The sequence below is a fragment of the Acidimicrobium ferrooxidans DSM 10331 genome, assembly GCF_000023265.1.
GTDB lineage: Bacteria > Actinomycetota > Acidimicrobiia > Acidimicrobiales > Acidimicrobiaceae > Acidimicrobium > Acidimicrobium ferrooxidans.
Genome location: NC_013124.1, coordinates 1,805,908 through 1,824,998 on the forward strand (window position 1 = coordinate 1,805,908; position 19,091 = coordinate 1,824,998).

Below are 19,091 nucleotides of genomic sequence, written 5' to 3' on the forward strand. Positions count from 1 at the left end.
GCTCAGTCGCTCGCGTCGACCCCTTCAAGGGCCTTGGCGAGCAGGTTGCCAAGCTGGCGCAATTCCTCCGGAGTCAGTCGACTGCCAAGCGCGCCGTCAAGCGTCGCGACCACAACGGGCTCGGCTCGGCGCGCCACCGTGCGTCCCGCCTCCGTGATCACCGCATACGTCCCGCGCCGATCGGTCGGGCAGCCACGCCGCACGACCCACTCGGCTTCGACCAGCCGGTCGACTCGCCGCGACAGCGCGCTGCGCGACACCAAGGCAGCATCGGCGAGCTCGGACAGGCGAACCCGTCCCTCGGGAGCGCTGTCGAGGTGGTGGAGCACCAAGAACTCCCCGAGACCGATGCCGCACGCGCTCTCGAGCTCACGATCGAGCAGGTCGACGAGCCGGCCCTGGAGAACGAGCAGCGTGCCGAACACCTCCCGGGTCAGGGGGTGCTGGGCTGTTCGGACAGGCGTCGACGGCGATACTGCTTGCATGTGCAACTACAACTCCTATACTTCAGCATAGTCAGGAACCCATGACACAAGGAGGAAAGCGATGACGCTGAGCGCACAGGATCTCGGCATCGACACGGGGCGGTGGAACATCGACCCGACCCACTCGACGGTCGAGTTCGTCGTCAGGCACATGATGGTTTCGAAGGTCCGCGGGAGCTTCGAGAAGTTCGAGGGCTACGCCGACATCGCCGACGACGTCACGCAGAGCACGGTCACTGCGACCATCGACGCATCCACGATCTCCACGCGCGACGAGAACCGCGACAACCACCTCCGCAGCCCGGACTTCCTCAACGTGACCGAGTTCCCCACCATCACCTTCACGTCCACCCGCATCGAGCCCGCAGGTGAGAACTGGAAGCTCGTCGGCGAACTCACCATCCGCGGCGTCACCCGTCCCGTCACGCTGGACCTCGAGTTCAACGGCACCTCACCCGACCCGTACGGTGGGAAGCGTGCCGGGTTCTCCGCGACCGGCGAGATCTCCCGCAAGGACTTCGGTATCGAGTGGAACGCTGCCCTCGAGACCGGTGGGGTCGTGGTGAGCGACAAGGTCACCATCAACATCGAGATCGAGCTCGTCAAGGCGTAAGGATCGAGCGACCATACTACCGAGAAGGGGCCGGGTCCGAAGACCCGGCCCCTTCTCGCGTACCACGAGCGCACGGCGGGCCTCACCCGGATCCCGATCGCGGTCACGACGAGCCGGTCACGACGAGCGAGGTGCGCAAACCAGGGCCGTCGCCTACTTCTTCTCAGGTTGGTAGTACGGGTTGTTGCCGGCGGCGTGATTCGTCACGTCGACGACGTCACGAATCTCGGGTACGGCATCTCGAATGGCGACCGCGATGCCCTGCGTCAGGGTCGCAGAAGCCAGTCCACACCCCTGGCATCCACCACCCATCAACACGTAGGCCACCTCGTCGACGACGCCGACGAGTTCCGCATACCCACCGTGAGCTGCGATGGCCGGGTTGACCTGCTCCTGCAGGATGCTGTCGACACGTCGGGCGAGATCGCTCGTGAGCGCCTCGGGACCGAACTCTGGTAGATCGCTCTGGCGCGTCGGGGCGTTCGGATTTTCAATGACGAGGTCGCCATCGTCGCCGACGTCGAGCGTCGCGTCGCGCAGCGCCTCGATCGACGCCGCAGGAATGACGACAACGAGATCGCCCACCTCGACGATGGCGTCTGCACCGGACGCCATCGCCAGCTCCTGCAGGTACACGTCGTAGGTCCACTGGTCGCCCGTCGAACCAGTCACCTCGATCCAGAGCGCGATCGGCGCCTCCGCTTGCTCTTCGGCGATCGCCGCAGCGACGACCTCCGCTGCACGCTGCGACACAGCCATCAGTCCCACCGCGCGCCTCCTTCCGCTCACCACTACGATCCTATCGACGTGGCACGCCTTGCCCTCGTGGTCCCCGCGCATAGTTACCGAGGGAACGATTTCCTCGCAGCTGCAACGCCACACCAGCTCACGATCGTCACCGATGCCGAGGAGCCACTCGGAGGTGACCACATCGTGCGATCTTCGCTCTCCCTGGATGCGTCCGAGACAGATCGCCTCGCCCAGGTCCTCGTCGAGCGCAGCGTCGAAGCGGTCATCGGCGTCGACGAGTACTCCGTCCAGCTCGCAGCCGATGTCTCCGATCGCATGGGACTCAGCCACGGCCGTGGGGAGGCAATCCGGCGGGCGACACACAAGGACCAACTGCGCAGCACCCTCGATCGCGCGGAACTGCCACAGCCATCGTGGCACGTGGCCGACAGCGTGGCCGCCATCGACGTCGACTGGCTCGAGCGCGCGCTCGGGCCTGGCCCGTGGGTGCTCAAGCCCCTCGACCGAACCGCCTCCGAGGGAGTCGTGCGCGTCGATGCGTCCACACTCGCCTGGGGACGCGACCAACTCGCAGCCGTCGTCGGATCGCACGCGCCGGTCCTCGCCGAGACCTTCGTACCGGGAGCCGAGATCGCCGTCGAGGCGATCCTGACCGACGGCGCACTCGAGATCGTCACGGTCTTCGACAAGCCAGACATCGGCGATGGACCGACGTTCTGGGAAGCGACGTACCTCGCTCCGAGCTCCATCCCTCTCTCAGTGATCGAAGAGGTTCGTGTGCTCATCGAACGAGCTGCACGCGCCCTCGACCTCCACACGACGCCGATCCACGCCGAGTTACGGCTCCCTGAAGGTCGGCCGGTGATCATCGAGCTCGCGCCACGCACCATCGGCGGACGCTGTGCTCGAGCCATTCGTCTCGACGACGGTCGTCATCTCGAGGATCTCGTCATCGAGCGGGCACTCAACCAGCCACGCACGATCCCTGCGGCCCGCCGTGGTGGCCCCATCGGTATCTGGATGCTCCCCACGCCCCACGACGGCACCTTCGAGGGTCTCGACGGCGTGGAAGTGGCGGCAGCGATCCCAGGCGTCGAGCGCATCGAGATGACCACGACCGCCGGCACCACGGTGTACGCTCCCCCACGAACCCGCAGCTATCTCGGCTTCGTCTTCGTGAGCGGACGAAGCCGCCGACGCGTGCTCTCCACGCTCGATCAGGTCCGTTCCGTGCTTCGTCCCCGTGTCGCTCCCGCTTCCTAGACTCTGAGCGGTGACCGCTCCGCGTACCGACGCAGCACGAGTACTCCTCATCACCACCTACGACCTCGGACACCGTCCCCAACTCGCGGCGTTGCTCCAGGCCGAGCTCGCCGACCGACTCACGGTGGTCGACGGCAAGGCCGATGCCGCAGTGCTCGCGAGCGAGATTCGATCCGCCGACTGGATCATCCTCACCACACCGATGCTCACCGGCGCGCTGATCGCCGAGCAGGTCCTCGCTGCTCACACTGACCTGCTCGCCGCTCGGCACGTCCTCCTGGTCGGCGCCTACGCAACGACGACGCTCCACGCGCTCGGCGAGACACACCACGGGATCATCGCACTCGACCGTGACGATCCTGAGCTGGTCCTTGGCGCCATCGAACCCGAGCGACCGCTCCGCCGAGGCGGGCGTCGTCACTACCGCGTGACGACGAGCGAACCGCTGGACCGCTATCGACACGCCGAGCGCAACGGGAGCTGGCAGCTCGCCGGGTACGCCGAGACCACGCTCGGCTGCCGCCATGGCTGCCTGCACTGCCCGGTCGCCGGCGCGTGGCACGGTCGGATCGTGACGCTGGACGCGACTGACGTGCTCGCCGACATCGATCGCCAGGTGGAAGCGGGTGCCTCCCACCTGTCACTGGGCGACGCCGACTTCCTCTCGGCGCCCCGTCATGCGCTCGCCATCTTGCGCTCGGTCCACGAACGTCACCCGCAGCTCAGCGTCGACGTCACCATCAAGATTGCCGAGCTCGCAGCGGATCCAACCCTCCCCGCGCGTCTCGCCGAACTGGGCGTCGCCTTCGTGATCTCCGCGGTCGAGTCGCTTCGCGACGACATCCTCGACCGCCTGGGCAAGGGTCACCACGCGCACGACGTCCTGGCAGCTCGTGACGCGCTCTTCGCAGCAGGCGTCGGCCTCCACCCGACCTTCATCCCGTTCACGCCATGGAGCCGCCTCGAAGACCTTCACGACATTCTCCGCTTCGTGTGGGATTCGCATCTCGAAGACGTCGTCGAACCGGTGCAGTACGGCATCGAGTTGCTCGTGCCGACGTCGAGCCTCCTCGAGATCGGCCCCGAGTTCGGCGACTTCGACCCAGCGACGCTGAGTCGGCGGTGGAATCCGAGCGACCCTCGTCTCGATGGGCTCGCTCCGCGCATCCGCGCCATCGCAGCGCGCAGCGCTCGCTACGACGAGGGCTTCCGAGCCGTCTGGGAACTGGCAGGGCTCGGTGCTCTGCCGTCTCGCGGGCCGCGCCGAGCACCCGCGCCCACCTTGATGAGCGAGGCATGGTTCTGCTGCGCAGCGCCTCCACGATGACCGACCTCGACGACCTGCTCGATGGTCTCTCCGACGCCCAGCGCGAGGCGGTCCTCGCCCCGGCGCCCGTTCGGGTCATCGCACCCGCAGGCTCCGGCAAGACCCTGGTCCTGACGCGACGTATCGCTGCTCAGATACGACTCGGCGCCGTACGACCCCGCACGTCCGCAGCGCTCACGTTTACGAGAGCCGCCGCCTTGTCTCTGCGTCAACGCCTGGCTCGCACCCTGGATACGACCTTGCCGATCACCACGACGATCCATGGTGCTGCGCTCGTCTGGCTGAGCGAACTCGCTCGGCTGGAGGGGAAGGCCCTCCCACCAGTCGTGGAGTCCGAAACCCTCGTGCGCGCCGCGCTTCCGAACCTCTCGCCGGCGGAGCACGCGGCGGTGAGAGCTGCCCTCCGCGGCCAGCGACCGACGTCACCCGCGCACGAAGCGCACGTCCGCGCGGTCCATGAGCTCCGACGACGGCGACGCGTCATCGATCTCGACTCCATCGTCGGAGAGCTCGCACGACAACTCGAACGCCAGCCCGAACGGCGCGGACTCATCGGGATCGAGGCGCTGTTCGTCGACGAGTTCCAAGACTCGACGCCCGACCAACTTCGGCTGTTCCGCGCGCTCCTCGGTCCGGATCTGGCCGGACTCACCGTGGTCGGCGACCCGAACCAGTCCATCTACGGCTGGAACGGCGCCGACCCGAACGTACTCACCGACCTCGAACCGCCCGGCTTGCGCACCGTGACGCTCACGACGAACTACCGGAGCCGCGACGAGCTCGTCCGTCACGCGACCAGGATCCTCGATCCGCAGCCACACGTTCGAGGAGCACGTCCAGGCGGTCGACCACCCACGCTGCGCGGCTACGCCACGCCAGAGCGAGAGGCTCGAGCGCTCGTGCGCGAACTCGGCGGGCTCCACGCGCTCGGTGTCGCCTGGCGTGCGATGGCGGTACTCTCCCGCACCACGCGCGCACTCGAGCCCGTGACGGCAGCGCTCGAGGCCGCCGAGATTCCAGCCGTCGTGCTCGGACGGACGCGCACGGTCTCGGCCATGCTCGCACGACTGCGCTCGCTGCGAGATCGACGCGCGACCGTCGGGCACCTGATCGACGAGCTGAGTTCGATGCAGGTCGACGACCCTTCGCACCAGCACGAGCTCGACCAAGTTCGCGACATCGCCATCGAACTCCACCGTGTCGATCCACTCGCAGACCTCGCGACCTTCCAGGAGATCCTCGAGCAGCGGCTGGCACGGCGTCTCGACGCGGTCACCATCGCGACCTTCCACAAGGCCAAAGGCCTCGAGTGGTACCACGTCCACGTCCTCGGCGTCGGAGAGCGCGCACTGCCGCATCCGCGAGCACGGACGAGCGCGCAGCGCGAGGAGGAGCGAAGGCTGCTCTATGTCGCGATGACCCGAGCGACCGATTCGCTCAGCGTGAGCTGGCATGGCGGGGGGCCGAGTCCGTTCCTCGCACCGATCGTCGGTGATCGAGCACCCCTCCGCCCCACGCCGAGCGCAGCGGCCAGAGGAGCCGTCGCGCGCCAACGCGCGCTGCGCCATGCCCTCGTCGCCCAACGAGCTCGCCTGGCGCGCAGCTTCGCGATCGCGCCGTCGATGCTGCTGAGCGACGAGAGCATCGAGACCTTCGTACGAACCCCACCACGATGCGCGGACGACGTGGTCGCGCACCTCACACGCGTTCCGCCAGCCAGGCGCCGCGCGGTCGCTCGCGCCATCTGGGCGTGCGTCAGCGCGCCTGCCGACAGCTAAGCGAGATCCACGACGAGCGGTGCGTGATCGGAAGGGCGAGGAGCCCGCCGGGCCTCGATGTCCACATCGACCGCAACCACGTTGCGCGCGATGTCCTCGCTGGCGAGGACCAGGTCGATGCGCATCCCCATCCCACGACGGAAGGCGCCCTGCCGGTAGTCCCACCAGGTAAAGCCCGGATCGTCAGGGTGAAGCGCGCGATAGACGTCGGTGAGGCCGAGCCCGAGGAGCGCATCGAGCGCGCGTCGCTCGGGCAACGACACGTGGGTCGCGCCTTCGAGCGCGGACGGATCCCAGACGTCGTGGTCGCTCGGTGCGACGTTGAAGTCACCGCCGACCACCACACCGTCGGCAACCAGGTCTGCGAGATGTGCCCGCAGCTCGGCCAGCCACGTCAGCTTGTAGACGTAGTGCGGATCATCGAGCGCACGACCGTTCGGCACGTAGACACTCATGAACCAGCCCGCCTCGAGCCTGACCGCGAGCGCACGGGGTTCCTCGGTCGCCAGAGGCGCTCGCGCGAACCCGGTCCCATAGCGCACCTCGCGAGGAGCCTCGCGGGTCAGGACCGCGACGCCGTTCCAGGCCCCCGTGCCCCAGTGGGTCACGTGATAGCCGAGCGAGACGAGGGAATCGGCCGGGAACTGATCGGTGGCCACCTTGGTCTCCTGCAGCAGGAGCACGTCGGGGGCGACACGCTCGGCCCACGCCACCACCAACTCGATCCTGGCGCGGATCGAGTTGACGTTCCAGGTCGCAAGCCGCATGGTCACGCGGTCGGCGCGATCACGAACATCAGCTCGACCTCGGCGACGATCGCGTCACCGACCCTGGCATGTCCCCGACCGCGTCCGGCCCTCGTCGACAGCGAGGAGAGCTCGACCTCCAATCGCAGCTCGTCGCCCGGCAACACCTGGCGCCGAAACCGTGCCCGATCGACCCCACCAAACAGCGGTAGCCGACCAGCGAAGCGCTCATCGGCGAGCACGGCCGCCGCGCCCAGTTGCGCGATGGACTCCACCTGGTAGACGCCCGGCAGGACCGGCCGCCCTGGGAAATGACCGGCCAGGATCGGCAGGTCGACCGGGACGCGCCACCTGCCCGCGGCTCGGAGACCCGGCTCGAGATCGTCGATCGCGTCGAGGAGCAAGAAGGGGGGTCGATGTGGGATCAACGTGGTCGGATCGATCGCTGCCACCCGTCCTCCTCGGTCCTCCCCGATCGCGCCCCTCGCCGCGCCGTCACCGGCGACCTCGAGCGGACCTACCCTAGCGGGCTAGGCGACGTCACGAACCTGCGACTTCACGGCCGCGAGCAGGGCAGGCGTCACTCGCTTGAGCCCGTGCGCACTCACGACGTGCTCCTGGATGTGGGCGAGCAGTTCCTCATCCGTCGCCGCCGCTGCATGCCAGTCGCACAGGGGGATCACATCCCCGCACCGGAACTCCTTCATGGTTGGCCCTCCTTCTTGACGAACACTGGATCTGTGACCCGGACCACGCCGTCGAGCCCAACGCACTGCCGCAGCGCCATCGCCGCGAGGAACCCACCGAGGTCTGCGCCCGGAAGGCCCACGTTGCGCTGGCCACGACTTCCCTGTGGCGGCACGCTTCCTACCAGCGTCATGGTAGCTCACCGCGACGACGCCGGACCGAGGTTGGCCCACCTTGCACCCATACCATCATCGGCGACCGTCCAAGACGCACCGAACGACCCGCGACGGCTTCACGACGCCACACGCCGCGCCGTCGGCGTCGACGACCACGATCGGCTCGAGCGCACCGTCGTCGCGCACGAGCGCCCGTTGGAGCAGCACGTCGAGGGGGTCTTCTTCGTGGACGACGAGGGGTCGTTCCCAACGCTGGCGTCGCTCGCCGTTCGACCAACAGCAGCCGACGGCCAGGGGTTTGCGCCCTGTCGGCTGCAGCACCCACCAACCCGTCGGCGGTGCGTCGGCCAGTGCGCCGATACGTTCGGCAGGCTCAAGGTACTCGCCAGCGCAGCTGTCGTTCGAACGTGGCCTGTGGACGTGCATGAGTCGTTCACGCAGCACCTGGTCGAGATCGATCGGCTCGGGTGATGGACGGCCAAACAGGTAACCCTGCGCAAGAGGGATGCCGATCCGCACGATCTCTTCGAGTTCTCCGTAGGTCTCGACCCCCTCGGCAAGGAGCCACGCATCGAGTTCACCGAGGAATGCGCCGAAGGCGGATGCGAGACGACTGCGCGCCGCGTCACGGTCGATCCCGTTCACGAGCCCTCGATCGAGCTTGACGATCTCCGGTCGCACGACGAGGAGCGCCGCAAGGCCCGCGTACCCGGCGCCCGCGTCGTCCATGGCGATGATGGCGCCGCGTTCCCGAAGGAGGTCGAGTCTCGCGGGGAGATCCGGCAGGTCATGGAGCGGAACGTGTTCGGTGAGTTCGATGACCAACCCCTGGAGCGAGGGCAGTCCCACGACGGCCTCGAAGGCGCGCGACTCGAGCGTCACTGGACTCACGTTGATCGCGAGAAAGTGCTCGCCGAGCAGATCCGCTCGTCGCTCGAGCGCAGCGAGCGCACACAAGGTCTCGAGCTCCGCCCCCACGCCAAGGTCCCAGGCGGCAGCGATCACGCGATCAGGTCCGATCCTGCCCATGGGGTCGAGCCGCGCGAGCGCCTCGTAGCCCGCGATCCGCGGACCGTGCAGGTTGACGATCGGCTGCAGGTGCGTGCGAGGAGCGATCCGACCCGTGACGAGATCGTCCACGAGGTCCGCCAAGCTTCGCGGGCGGACACCGTCGGAGCGATCAGCGCATCCCACTCCCTGGAGATCCACGCCCGCCTCCTGCTCGGCTCCTGTCGCTTCCAGCAGTGGTGATCTCGGCTGCCGGAGCGCCCACCTGAAGCGACGGCCGCCGCGGCGGGCTCACTTGGCGCGATGGGGGCGCGAGCCTAGACTGAAGCTGATGGCGAGCGCACCCGACAACAGCACTGTGCAGCATTCGGCCTCCGAACAGTTCGGACCCAACGACTGGTTCGTCGAGGAGATGGCGGAGCGCTACCGAGCCAATCCCCTCCTCGTGCCTGAGAGCTGGCGTGCGTACTTCGAGGGTGAGCGCGTCCCCGATGGCGTGGCGACGAAGACCATCGCCACCGCTACGGCGAAAGAGCTCGTTGGCTTCGAGGCTCCAGGCGTCGCGACACCTCCGACGACGGCGACACCGGCGCCGACTTCGCCTCCGCACAACGGAGCCACACCCCAGACCGCGCCGTTCACCCCTGCATCGTCCCCAGAAGCCGTCGACCCGCTGACGCCGCCGAGGAGCAGCGCTCCCGAGACGGCACCGCACGCGTCCGAACCCGCAGTCTCCACGACGCCGACCGTCCCGTCAGCACAGCCCCTCCGTGGAGCCCAGGGCGCCTTGGCACGCAACATGGAGGCCTCGCTTGCGGTCCCGACCGCCACCAGCGTGCGTGCCGTGCCCACCCGCGCACTCGAGGTCAACCGGGCAACCATCAACGATCAGCTCCAGCGGCTCGGTCGATCGAAGGTCTCGTTCGGTCACTTGGTCGCGTGGGCCATCGTCCGTGCGCTCGTCGAGCATCCTCGGATGCACGCCTCCTACGTCGCCGACGCCGACGGACGCGGGCACCCCGGCATCGTCATCCCAGAGAGCGTGAACCTGGGCATCGCCGTCGACGTTCAGCGCCCCGACGGCACCCGCTCGCTCCTCGTGCCGGTGATTCGCAACGCCGACACCCTCGGTCCTCTTGGGTTCTTCGCCGCCTACGACGATGCGGTCCGCGCGGTGCGCTCACAGCAGGCATCGCCCGACCTCTTCGTCGGGGCCACCGCCTCGATCACGAACCCTGGGACGATCGGCACCGAGCACTCAATCCCGCGTCTCATGCCCGGTCAAGGGGTGATCGTTGGCGTCGGGGCCATCGCCTACCCCGCCGCATTCCAGGCTGCAGACCCACGACTCCTCGGCGAACTCGGTGTCTCGCGGACGATCACCCTCACCTCGACGTACGACCATCGCATCATTCAAGGCGCCGAGTCTGGGCAGTTCCTCGCGACGATCGCCGCTCTCCTCGAAGGAGAACAGGACTTCTACGACGAGATCTTCTCGGCACTCCAGGTTCCCTACCCGCCCATGCGGTGGCAGGCCGACCACACCAGCATGCAGCCCGACGCGACCGAGCGGCTCGCCAAGCAGGTCCACGTCCAGAGCCTGATCCACCACTATCGGGTTCGTGGGCATCTGCTCGCGACGCTCGATCCGCTGGACCTGACCCGTCCCACCATGAGCCCCGAACTCGATCCGGCAACCTACGGACTCACGCTGTGGGATCTCTCCCGACCCTTCCTCGCTGAAGGGCTCGTCCCAGGGGGTCAGGCGTCCCTCGAAACCATCCTCCAGGTGCTGCGCGATACCTACTGCCAGACCATCGGCTACGAGTTCATGCACATCCAGAGCCCGGACGAGAAGCTCTGGATCCAACAACGGATCGAGGGCTCGCACCAAACCCTCACGAAGGATGACCAGCTCCGCATCCTCGCAACCTTGAACGACGCCGAGGCGTTCGAGAAGTTCCTGTCGACGCGCTACATCGGCCAGAAGCGCTTCGGTCTGGAAGGTGGCGAGTCTGCCATCGTGTTCCTCCGGGAGGTCCTCGATCACGCCGCCGAGACGGGGACACACGCAGCCGTCATCGGCATGGCGCATCGCGGGCGCTTGAACGTGCTGGCGAACATCGTCGGCAAGTCCTATCGCACGATCTTCGCCGAGTTCGAAGGCAACCTCGACCCCTCGAGCGTGCAGGGCTCGGGCGACGTCAAGTATCACAAGGGTTTCGAGGGACACTATCGCACTGCGAGCGGCAGCGAGCTGCCCGTCACGCTCGCATCCAACCCCTCGCACCTCGAAGCGGTCGATCCCGTCGTCGAAGGCATGGTGCGCGCGCTCCAGGATCAGCGTGGCACGCTCTACGAGTTCGGTGTCCTCGGGATCCTCGTCCACGGCGACGCTTCGTTCGCCGGCCAGGGCGTCGTCGCCGAGACGCTCAACCTCTCGCAGCTGCCTGGCTACCGGACTGGCGGCACCGTCCACCTCGTCATCAACAACCAGGTCGGCTTCACCACGAACCCATCGGAGGCGCGCTCTTCCTTCTACGCCTCCGACATCGCCAAGACCATCCAAGCACCCATCTTCCACGTCAACGGCGACGATCCGGAGGCGGTGGCGCGCTGTGCGCGGCTCGCCGTCGAGTATCGAGCGACCTTCCACAAGGACGTCGTCGTCGACCTGATCTGCTATCGCCGTCACGGACACAACGAAGGCGACGAACCGAGCTACACGCAGCCCGTCATGTACCACGTGATCGAGCAGCACCCGTCCGTGCGCCGACTCTACGCAGATCAGTTGGTACGTTCGGGTGCGATCTCGGAGGACGAAGCCGACCAAGCGCTCGAAGCGTACCTCCAGCGGCTCGCGACGGCGCTTGCCGAGACTCGCGAGGCAGCACCCCCCAAGCCGACCGAGCTGCCGCCAGAGCCAGCACGCGACGTCCCACTCCCGATCGTCACGACCGCGGTCGACAAGGCTGCGCTCGACTACGTGATCGAGACGATCCATCGGGTGCCAGAGGATTTTCACCTGCATCCAAAGCTCGCTCGCCAGTTCGAGACGCGCCGGGCCCTCTACGAGCAGGGACAGCTCGACTGGGCGCTCGGGGAGCTCGCTGCCTACGGCACGCTGCTGCTCGAGGGGCACGACGTCCGCCTCAGCGGCCAAGACACGCGCCGCGGCACCTTCTCGCATCGTCACGCCGCCCTCTACGACTACGAGACGGGCGCGATGGTCCAACCCCTCGCTCGCTTGCGCGACGACGAGGTGCCGGTGCCGCACGCGTCCCCGATCGGGCGCTTCATGGTGTACGACTCCTCGTTGTCCGAGTATGCGGCGATGGGGTTCGAGTACGGCTACTCGCTCGTCCAGCGATCCGCTCTCGTCATCTGGGAGGCACAGTTCGGCGACTTCGCGAACGGCGCTCAGATCGTGATCGACCAGTTCATCGCCGGAGCGCTCGACAAATGGGACCAGCACTCGGGTCTCGTGCTCTACTTGCCGCACGGCTACGAAGGACAGGGGCCAGAACACTCGTCCGCTCGGCTCGAGCGCTTCCTCGCGCTCGCTGCCGGACCCAACCTTGCGGTCGTCCAACCGTCGACGGCCGCGCAGCTGTTCCACCTCGTGCGCGCCCAGGTTGCGCGCACCCCACAGCGGCCGCTCGTCGTCCTCACCCCCAAGTCTCTGCTCCGTGCGCGTGAGACGCGCTCTGCGATCGCCGCGTTCACTGACGGAGGTTTCCAGCCGGTTCTGGCCGACCCGTTGGTCGACGACGGCGAGCTCGAGCCGACCTCAGTGCGACGACTGATCCTCGCAAGCGGCAAGGTTGCCTACGAGGCAATGGCCAAGCGAGCCAAGGGTGAGCTCGCCGCGCCGACCGCCATCGTGCGCGTCGACCAGCTCTACCCCTGGCCCCGTGAAGCACTCGCCGCAGCACTGGCGACCTTCCCCAACCTCGCCGAACTGGTGTGGCTCCAAGAGGAGCCCGAGAACATGGGCGCCTGGCCGTCCGTCCACGAGCTGCTCCATCGCATGGACCTCAATGGGGCGCGGCTGCGCCACGTCTCTCGCGTGCGCGCTGGCTCTCCGGCAACGGGCTCCGCTGCGATGCACGCGCTCGAACAAGCCGACCTACTTCGTCGCGCGCTCGAGGCACCCCTGCCCTAGGCCCTCGCATGCCGTGCTCGGCTCGCGTGCTCAGTCGAGGCGACGAATGAAGTCGCGGACCGCCTCGGCCCAGGCCGCTGGCGCCGACAGGTGCACCCCGTGGGGAGCGCCCCTCACACAGTAGGCCTCGGCATCGATGCTCGCCATGAGTGTTGCAAGTCCTCGGCGATGGCGAGTCCCTGCCAGCTCGCCGATGCCCGCTTGCACCGGGACCGAGATCCGGTCGAGGTCGATGGCAACCTCACCAGCAGCGAGCTCGGCGAGTTCTCGCGTGAAGGCTGGGGCCTCTGCTCGGCGCTCCGCAAGGAAGTTCGGCCCGAGCTGTGCGAGCGCAGGGCCCATCGCTCGACGCAGGAAGTCGCTCACCAGCTCCTCGAGGTCTGGTTCGGGAACCTCACCCGCCAGCACCGACCGAGGGTCCACTGCCCACGGTCCCCACCACGCCGACGTCGGCAGGGGCGCCTCGAAGACACTCACGCCACGCAGCGTGGGCGGAGGATCGCTCGCCAAGGCGAGTGCGAGCGTCCCTCCGAGCGAATGACCAACGACCACCGTCGCATGCTCGCGCCCCACCACAGCCCGCAGGTCTGCGAGGTGCGCCGTGAAGGTGGCGGGCCCCATGTCCCGAGAGCGCGCGTAACCACGGCGGTCGTAGAGCACGACCTCGAGCGGTGCGAGCGCTCGCGCGAAGCGTCGAAAGGTCGCAGCACGATCGAGCACGCCGTGCACCACGACGACGCGCGGCTCCGAGCCCGCGAAGCGATCGACCGCCAAGTCTCGACCCACGCTGGCAGCCTACGAGGCCGACACGCAGACCCGCTCCCTCGTAGACTCGCTGCGTGCGCGCCGTAGCCCCCCGAACCCTCGGCCTCGCCGAGGCCGCGCTCGGCGGCGGCTTGGCGCTCGGCCAATGGCTCCGCAGGCATCCACACGCCGCGCGAGCCCTCGTCGTCGGCACCGCCTACGACCTTTGCGCGCGGGGGCCAGCGGGTCTCGGTCTCGGTCTTGCGATTGGTGCGGCACGTCCAGCCCTGCGGGGCCCGATCGTCGCGGGGTTGGCGCTCTCGGCTCGCAGACGACTGGGTTGGTTCGCAGGCCACGCCCTGGCCGCCACCGCTGCGCTCAGCGCCGTGCGCGCGGTGCTTCCAGGTCCGCGAACCGATCGGCGAGCCGTCGTCGTCGTCAATGCGCACGCCGGCTCCACGCGCCTCACCCGACGCGCCCTGACCCATCTCCATCGGCTGGACTCGAACGTCGGCGTCATCGTCGCTCCGCGAGATGCCTTCGGCGCAAGCCTCTCTGCCGCTGCCCGCCAGAGCCCCGAGGTCCTCATCGTCGCCGGCGGCGATGGCTCCATCAGCGGTGGGGCCGAGGTCGCGGCCGATCACGAGGTCGTGCTCGGCATCCTTCCGACCGGCACCGGCAACGACACCGCTCGAGGCCTGCGCATCCCACTCGGCCCGGAGGACGCCGCGAGCGTCGCGATCGGCGGCGTCGAGACCGCCATCGATCTCGGGCTCGCCGGCACTCGTTTGTTCGTCCACGCTGTGTCGGTGGGTGTGATCGCGCGCTTCGCGGAGGCGGTCCAGCACCTTCGCGGCCGAGCCCGGCCGCTGCTCTACCCGCTCGCCGCATGGCGGGTCTGGCGCCACTACGACGGAGTCCGCCTCGAGGTGAGCGTGGATGGACAACCTGTCCACTTTCCAGGGACGCTCGTCGAACTCGCGGTCGTCAACACCCCACGGCTCGGAGGGCGTCTTGGCATCTCGCTCCCGCCGTCGCTTGCGGCCGACGGCCGACTCACCGCCATCGCCGTCACCCGCTCGCCGCTCTCGCTGCTGGTACGATCCTTGGCCTCCATGATGCAGCAGAGGCCTCACCACCCGCACGGGACCCTGCTGACGCGCGACGCTCGAGTCATCACGCTCACGAGTGCCACGCCGACCCTGGTGGCGATCGACGGGGAGCCAATCGCCGAGACCCCGATCGATCTTCGAACCCTCCCCGCCCGCCTCCGCGTTCACGTACCGGCGCAACCTCGGCGATGGCGTGGCGCGGCGTCGGACCACCGCACGCCAGGAGACGACGAGGCAGCTAGACGCCAGCAGCGGTGAGCGAACCATCCCGCACCGCCCACGAGAGGGCGGCGTGCACGGTTGGGTGCTCGAAGGCGAAGCCGCTTGCACCGAGGACGCTCGGTTCGACACGCTGCGACACAAGGAGGAGCTCGCGAGCCATCTCGGAACCGAGGACCACCTCGAGCACCGGAGCCGGGACCGGGAGCACGGCCGGGCGGCTGACGACACGGCCGAGGACTGCGACGAAGTCTCGGTTCCGCACCGGGTCCGGGCCAACGAGGTTGACTGGTCCGTCGAGCTCGGTGTCGATGGCGTGGACGATGGCTCGCACCTCATCGACCAAGCTGATCGGACTCATGAACTGCCGACCATGCCCGAAGGGCCCCGCGAGACCGAGCCGCGCCATGGGCAGGAGACGAGTGAGCACGCCGCCATCTGGAGCGAGCACGACACCCGTACGCGCAAGGACCACGCGACCGACGACCTCGCGGGCCCGGAGCGCCTCCGCCTCCCAATCGACCACGACCCGAGCGAGGAATCCCTCCCCGGCGGTGGACTGCTCGGTGAGCACCTCGTCGCCACGATCGCCGTAGAACCCGATCGCCGATGCGCAGACCAGCACGCGAGGTGGACTCGTCAGCTGTCGCAAGCCACGTACCACAGACCGGGTGCCGACGACGCGAGAGGCGTAGATCGAGGACCGAACCGCCGCATTCCAGCGGCGCTCGCCGATCGGCGCACCCGCAAGGTGCACCACTGCATCGACGCCGTCGATCGCGTCGAACCACGCCCGCTCGTCGTTGGTCGAGAAGATCGGCGTTCCCGCCGGGTCCGGGGCATCGCCCCGTCGAAGCGCGAGCACCTCGTCGCCACGAGCCCGCAGCACCGATACGAGCGCCCGCCCGATCAACCCGCTCGCACCACTCACCGCTACGCGCATGTCACCCTCCATCGTGTCGACACTCGCACCAACGCCTCGGTCTACCGAGATCATCCTGGACGCTCAGGCATATCGTTCCGCGCGGGCGTCGACACGAACGCGAAAGCACGTCCAGGCTGGCCGCGGATACCCGCGGCCAGCCTGGACCAACGCACGATGGTCGCAACGATCGAACCGTCGCGACCTGACGCTCACGCTTCGTGCGACGTGAGCGCATGCGCCGAGGCGCCACGCTCGATCTGGATACGGCGCGGACGAGCGGTCTCAGCGAGCGGAACCGTCACCCGCAGCACCCCGTCCTGGTAGGTCGCGCTCACTCGGGACGGATCGAGCTCCGAACCGAGGTAGATCGACCGCTGGAACGTGCCGGCGAAGCGCTCGGCGACGACGACGTCCTTGGCGTCCGCCCGCCTCACCGCGCGCGCAGCCTTCACCGTGAGGACGTTGCGCTCAACGGTCAGATCGATCGACTCCGGATCGACGCCGGGCAGGTCGAACTCGACGACGTAGTGATCATCCTCGCGATAGGCATCGACCGGCGTGAACACCGAGTAACCCTCAGTGGTCACACCCTGCACCATGCTCATGAGCTCACGGAACGGATCCGTACGGAACAGCACCATGGCACACACCTCCTTGCCAGTCCTCGACTGTCACGATCGTCGTGACACTTACGACAACACCACTCTAGCAAATCTATTCCCAAACTGACCATTTTCTTGAGTCACTTGCCATCATGTTTCTTGACCCTCACTCCCCAGTACCGAACTCCCGATGGCCACTAGACTGTCGATCACGAGCAGACAACGCCTGTGGCAGGTGGGTCGAGCGGCCACGACCATCGCGGCCCGCGACACCCTTCGTCGTATCGGTATCGCGCTCACGCCAGGTCCCAGCAAGGACGCGGCCCAGCGAGCACGGACACTGCGCACGACGACCGACGTAGCGGCCGCCGTCGCGGGCATGCGCGGCCTCACCGTCAAGCTTGCGCAGATGGCGTCCTACGTCGATCCCGCCGCCCCCGACGACGTCCGCAACGGTCTCGCGCGCTTCCAAGACGCCGCACCGCCGATGAGCGCCGACCTCGCGCTCGGCGTCCTGCGCGACGAACTCGGCGAACGGCTCTCGCGGTTCGCCGAGATCGAAGAGGAGCCCCGGGCCGCGGCCTCGATCGGTCAGGTCCATCGCGCCACGCTCCGCGATGGCACCACCGTGGCGCTGAAGATCCAGTACCCGGACGCGCGCGAACTCATCACCGCCGACCTCGAGCAAGCGCCAGCCATCGTCGGCCTTCTGCGCTTCGCCTTTCCCTCGATGCGCGTCGACGACATCGTCGCCGAACTCGCCACGCGGGTCCGCGACGAACTCGATTACCGGCGCGAGGCTGCCGTCCAGGCTCGCTTCGCACGGGCCTACGCCGGCCACCCGCGCATCGTCATCCCCCGCCCGATCGGAGCGCTCACGACGAGCAGGGTCCTCGTCACCGAATGGATCGATGGCGCACCCTTTGCGAGTGCTGCCACCCTCGAGCCCGAGGAGCGGTCCGAGATCGGCGAGATCCTGTTCCGCTTCGTCTTCGCGAGTCTCTATCGCCTCCGTCTCTACAACGGCGACCCGCATCCCGGCAACTACCTCATCCTCGACGGACCACGCCCGCGCGTTGCCTTCCTCGACTTCGGATTCTCGCGCTCGTTCACCGCCGACGAGATGGCAACCTTCGAGGCGCTGATCAGGGCGCGTGTCGTGACGCCCGACCGCCACGCCTTCGCCGAGACGCTTCGAGCAGCCGGCCTCGTCATCGGCGACGACCACGACGACGACGTGCTGTGGGAGTTCTTCGCTCCCTACTACGAACTCGTCGAGACACCTGGACCGCGCACGGTGACGCCGGCGTGGGCCTCGGGCATCCTTCGTCACACCTTCGACCGATCGCACCCGCTGGCCAGCGCCGTCAACGTGCCACCGGCGTTCGTCGTGGTCCAACGGATCAACCTCGGCCTCTATGCACTCCTCGCCGAGCTCGGTGCGACGGCCGACTGGCGTGCCATCGCCGAGGACATCTGGCCATTCGTCGCTCGCGCCCCGATCACACCGATCGGCCAGGAGGAGGCCGCCTGGCGTCTGGAGAGGGCTCGATGAGACGCAGGCTCTGGTGGTTGGTGCCCATCGGCATCGCCGCCGCGATGGTCGGCGCGCGCCAACTCCTCGACCAACCCGCGATCGTGGTCCCGGAGGCTGCCGCCGTGAGCGCCGGCATGCTGGTGTGGGAGTTGCCCTTGTTCACCCACCGGCCATTGGCGACCGTGGCGCTGATCGATCTCGCGGCGTTCGGCGGCGTCCAGGCCGCTCGCTACGTCTCGCTGCCTGAGCCCGCCCTCATCGCTCTGGTGACGGTCGCCATCCTGGGGGCCTTCGTCCTCTTCGACCTCCCCGCCCTGCCAGCGCTCTCGGCGGGGCTGCTACCGATCTACCTGCACATCGTGGTAGCCGCGTACGTGGTGGCGGTAGCGCTCACCATGGTGCCCGTCGCACTCGTCGCCGAACGGCGCCACCGAGCAAGTCGCCGCCACTTCGGCACCCACGAGCTTGCCCAGATCGCGCCAGCGAGCGCCGTTGCGGTGCTGCTCGCCAGCCTGAACCCGTTCCTCATGCTTCCGCCGCTCTACGTCGCCACGACCGAAGCAGCCCTCGGCGCTCGCCCACCAGCGGGTCAGGAGGCCATCCGTCGTTCCGTGGCGCTCGCGACGGGCTTCGCCGGCGCGCTCGTCCTCCATCTCGTGGCCCCGCCCCTCGTCGTCGCCCCCGTCGCGGTCGCGCTCGCCGCGTTCGTGAGCAGCCAGCTCGGCGTGTCCCTTCCACCTGCGATCGCGTTCAGCCTGGTTCCCCTCCTGTTTCCAGTGACCGCCAGCACCCTTCTCGCCCTCGGCGGACTCGTCGGCATCGTCGCAACCGCCCTCGCTCCGTGGCTGCCCAACGCCTTCGGCCGTGCGCGGATCCTCCTCGCCTCGTTCTCGTCGGGTAGGCTCACGGCATCGGTGGATGACGAGGCGCTGCCTGTGGGCGATGGCGAGTAGG

At 68.1% G+C, this 19,091-nt stretch carries 18 protein-coding genes; 8 read left to right on the plus strand and 10 right to left on the minus strand.

The genetic code is table 11. The features are described 5' to 3' along the window. Nucleotides 1–2 precede the first annotated feature (2 nt). Entirely contained in the window at nucleotides 3–485 is a 483-nt protein-coding gene (locus tag AFER_RS08905; RefSeq protein ID WP_015799116.1) for a MarR family winged helix-turn-helix transcriptional regulator, read from the minus strand. A gap of 61 nt (nucleotides 486–546) precedes the next feature. On the opposite strand from AFER_RS08905, the gene AFER_RS08910 reads away from it, so the two are divergent. Then, a complete protein-coding gene (locus AFER_RS08910) occupies nucleotides 547–1,098 on the plus strand; it encodes a YceI family protein (RefSeq protein ID WP_015799117.1) in 552 nt (183 codons plus the stop codon). Between the two features lie 153 nt (nucleotides 1,099–1,251). On the opposite strand, the gene AFER_RS11285 is transcribed toward AFER_RS08910, so the two are convergent. After that, nucleotides 1,252–1,857 (minus strand): NifU family protein, encoded by a 606-nt coding sequence (locus AFER_RS11285; RefSeq protein ID WP_245526038.1) that lies wholly within the window; start codon nucleotides 1,855–1,857, stop codon nucleotides 1,252–1,254. Nucleotides 1,858–1,905: 48 nt separating this feature from the next. On the opposite strand from AFER_RS11285, the gene AFER_RS08920 reads away from it, so the two are divergent. From AFER_RS08920 to AFER_RS12090, 3 genes are read left to right on the plus strand one after another with little or no spacing between them, the layout of a single operon-like run. Then, on the plus strand, nucleotides 1,906–3,111 hold the full coding sequence (locus AFER_RS08920) for an ATP-grasp domain-containing protein (RefSeq protein ID WP_015799119.1): 1,206 nt from the start codon (nucleotides 1,906–1,908) through the stop codon (nucleotides 3,109–3,111). Nucleotides 3,112–3,121: 10 nt separating this feature from the next. Further along, nucleotides 3,122–4,438 (plus strand): radical SAM protein, encoded by a 1,317-nt coding sequence (locus tag AFER_RS08925; protein WP_015799120.1) that lies wholly within the window; start codon nucleotides 3,122–3,124, stop codon nucleotides 4,436–4,438. After that, nucleotides 4,408–6,216 carry a UvrD-helicase domain-containing protein gene (locus AFER_RS12090; RefSeq protein ID WP_041661809.1) on the plus strand — a complete coding sequence of 603 codons (1,809 nt, stop codon included), beginning with the start codon at nucleotides 4,408–4,410 and terminating at the stop codon, nucleotides 6,214–6,216. The genes AFER_RS08925 and AFER_RS12090 overlap by 31 nt, the downstream gene beginning before the upstream one ends. Here AFER_RS12090 and AFER_RS08935 read toward each other — a convergent pair. The 5 genes from AFER_RS08935 to AFER_RS11290 all read right to left on the minus strand — a co-directional run bounded on the left by AFER_RS08935 (nucleotide 6,213) and on the right by AFER_RS11290 (nucleotide 8,965). Beyond that, entirely contained in the window at nucleotides 6,213–6,983 is a 771-nt protein-coding gene (locus AFER_RS08935) for an exodeoxyribonuclease III (protein ID WP_041661810.1), read from the minus strand. The genes AFER_RS12090 and AFER_RS08935 overlap by 4 nt on opposite strands. A 2-nt stretch (nucleotides 6,984–6,985) precedes the next feature. Further along, a complete protein-coding gene (gene fabZ, locus AFER_RS08940) occupies nucleotides 6,986–7,414 on the minus strand; it encodes a 3-hydroxyacyl-ACP dehydratase FabZ (protein WP_015799123.1) in 429 nt (142 codons plus the stop codon). Between the two features lie 78 nt (nucleotides 7,415–7,492). After that, entirely contained in the window at nucleotides 7,493–7,669 is a 177-nt protein-coding gene (locus tag AFER_RS11780) for a DUF1059 domain-containing protein (protein ID WP_015799124.1), read from the minus strand. Then, nucleotides 7,666–7,842, minus strand: coding sequence for a hypothetical protein (locus AFER_RS12445; RefSeq protein WP_015799125.1), 177 nt, complete (start codon nucleotides 7,840–7,842; stop codon nucleotides 7,666–7,668). The genes AFER_RS11780 and AFER_RS12445 overlap by 4 nt, the downstream gene beginning before the upstream one ends. Nucleotides 7,843–7,897: 55 nt before the next feature. Next, nucleotides 7,898–8,965: an EAL domain-containing protein gene (locus AFER_RS11290; protein WP_143712007.1), complete on the minus strand. Its 1,068-nt coding sequence runs from the start codon at nucleotides 8,963–8,965 to the stop codon at nucleotides 7,898–7,900. 199 nt (nucleotides 8,966–9,164) lie between these two features. Here AFER_RS11290 and AFER_RS08950 point away from each other — a divergent pair, with 199 nt between their 5' ends. Beyond that, a complete protein-coding gene (locus AFER_RS08950) occupies nucleotides 9,165–12,998 on the plus strand; it encodes a multifunctional oxoglutarate decarboxylase/oxoglutarate dehydrogenase thiamine pyrophosphate-binding subunit/dihydrolipoyllysine-residue succinyltransferase subunit (protein WP_015799127.1) in 3,834 nt (1,277 codons plus the stop codon). A 30-nt stretch (nucleotides 12,999–13,028) separates the two neighbouring features. On the opposite strand, the gene AFER_RS11295 is transcribed toward AFER_RS08950, so the two are convergent. Next, a complete protein-coding gene (locus tag AFER_RS11295; RefSeq protein WP_015799128.1) occupies nucleotides 13,029–13,784 on the minus strand; it encodes an alpha/beta fold hydrolase in 756 nt (251 codons plus the stop codon). Nucleotides 13,785–13,837: 53 nt separating this feature from the next. Here AFER_RS11295 and AFER_RS08960 point away from each other — a divergent pair, with 53 nt between their 5' ends. Then, complete coding sequence (locus AFER_RS08960) at nucleotides 13,838–15,112, plus strand: diacylglycerol/lipid kinase family protein (RefSeq protein ID WP_015799129.1); 1,275 nt, start codon at nucleotides 13,838–13,840, stop codon at nucleotides 15,110–15,112. On the opposite strand, the gene AFER_RS08965 is transcribed toward AFER_RS08960, so the two are convergent. Further along, nucleotides 15,093–16,016: a TIGR01777 family oxidoreductase gene (locus tag AFER_RS08965; RefSeq protein ID WP_015799130.1), complete on the minus strand. Its 924-nt coding sequence runs from the start codon at nucleotides 16,014–16,016 to the stop codon at nucleotides 15,093–15,095. The genes AFER_RS08960 and AFER_RS08965 overlap by 20 nt on opposite strands. A gap of 191 nt (nucleotides 16,017–16,207) precedes the next feature. Further along, nucleotides 16,208–16,639, minus strand: coding sequence for an Hsp20/alpha crystallin family protein (locus tag AFER_RS08970; RefSeq protein ID WP_015799131.1), 432 nt, complete (start codon nucleotides 16,637–16,639; stop codon nucleotides 16,208–16,210). 196 nt (nucleotides 16,640–16,835) lie between these two features. Here AFER_RS08970 and AFER_RS08975 point away from each other — a divergent pair, with 196 nt between their 5' ends. Next, a complete protein-coding gene (locus AFER_RS08975) occupies nucleotides 16,836–18,155 on the plus strand; it encodes an ABC1 kinase family protein (protein ID WP_041661811.1) in 1,320 nt (439 codons plus the stop codon). Beyond that, on the plus strand, nucleotides 18,152–19,090 hold the full coding sequence (locus tag AFER_RS08980) for a hypothetical protein (RefSeq protein WP_015799133.1): 939 nt from the start codon (nucleotides 18,152–18,154) through the stop codon (nucleotides 19,088–19,090). Before AFER_RS08975 ends, AFER_RS08980 begins: the two co-directional genes overlap by 4 nt. Nucleotide 19,091: the final 1 nt, after the last annotated feature.

Bases quoted from the DNA above. Each gene is read 5' to 3' on its own strand.
- AFER_RS08905 (WP_015799116.1), bottom strand. From the start codon at position 485: ATGCAAGCAGTATCGCCGTCGACGCCTGTCCGAACAGCCCAGCACCCC.
- AFER_RS08910 (WP_015799117.1), top strand. From the start codon at position 547: ATGACGCTGAGCGCACAGGATCTCGGCATCGACACGGGGCGGTGGAAC.
- AFER_RS11285 (WP_245526038.1), bottom strand. From the start codon at position 1,857: ATGGCTGTGTCGCAGCGTGCAGCGGAGGTCGTCGCTGCGGCGATCGCC.
- AFER_RS12090 (WP_041661809.1), top strand. From the start codon at position 4,408: ATGGTTCTGCTGCGCAGCGCCTCCACGATGACCGACCTCGACGACCTG.
- AFER_RS08935 (WP_041661810.1), bottom strand. From the start codon at position 6,983: ATGCGGCTTGCGACCTGGAACGTCAACTCGATCCGCGCCAGGATCGAG.
- AFER_RS11780 (WP_015799124.1), bottom strand. From the start codon at position 7,669: ATGAAGGAGTTCCGGTGCGGGGATGTGATCCCCCTGTGCGACTGGCAT.
- AFER_RS12445 (WP_015799125.1), bottom strand. From the start codon at position 7,842: ATGACGCTGGTAGGAAGCGTGCCGCCACAGGGAAGTCGTGGCCAGCGC.
- AFER_RS08950 (WP_015799127.1), top strand. From the start codon at position 9,165: ATGGCGAGCGCACCCGACAACAGCACTGTGCAGCATTCGGCCTCCGAA.
- AFER_RS08965 (WP_015799130.1), bottom strand. From the start codon at position 16,016: ATGCGCGTAGCGGTGAGTGGTGCGAGCGGGTTGATCGGGCGGGCGCTC.
- AFER_RS08970 (WP_015799131.1), bottom strand. From the start codon at position 16,639: ATGGTGCTGTTCCGTACGGATCCGTTCCGTGAGCTCATGAGCATGGTG.
- AFER_RS08980 (WP_015799133.1), top strand. From the start codon at position 18,152: ATGAGACGCAGGCTCTGGTGGTTGGTGCCCATCGGCATCGCCGCCGCG.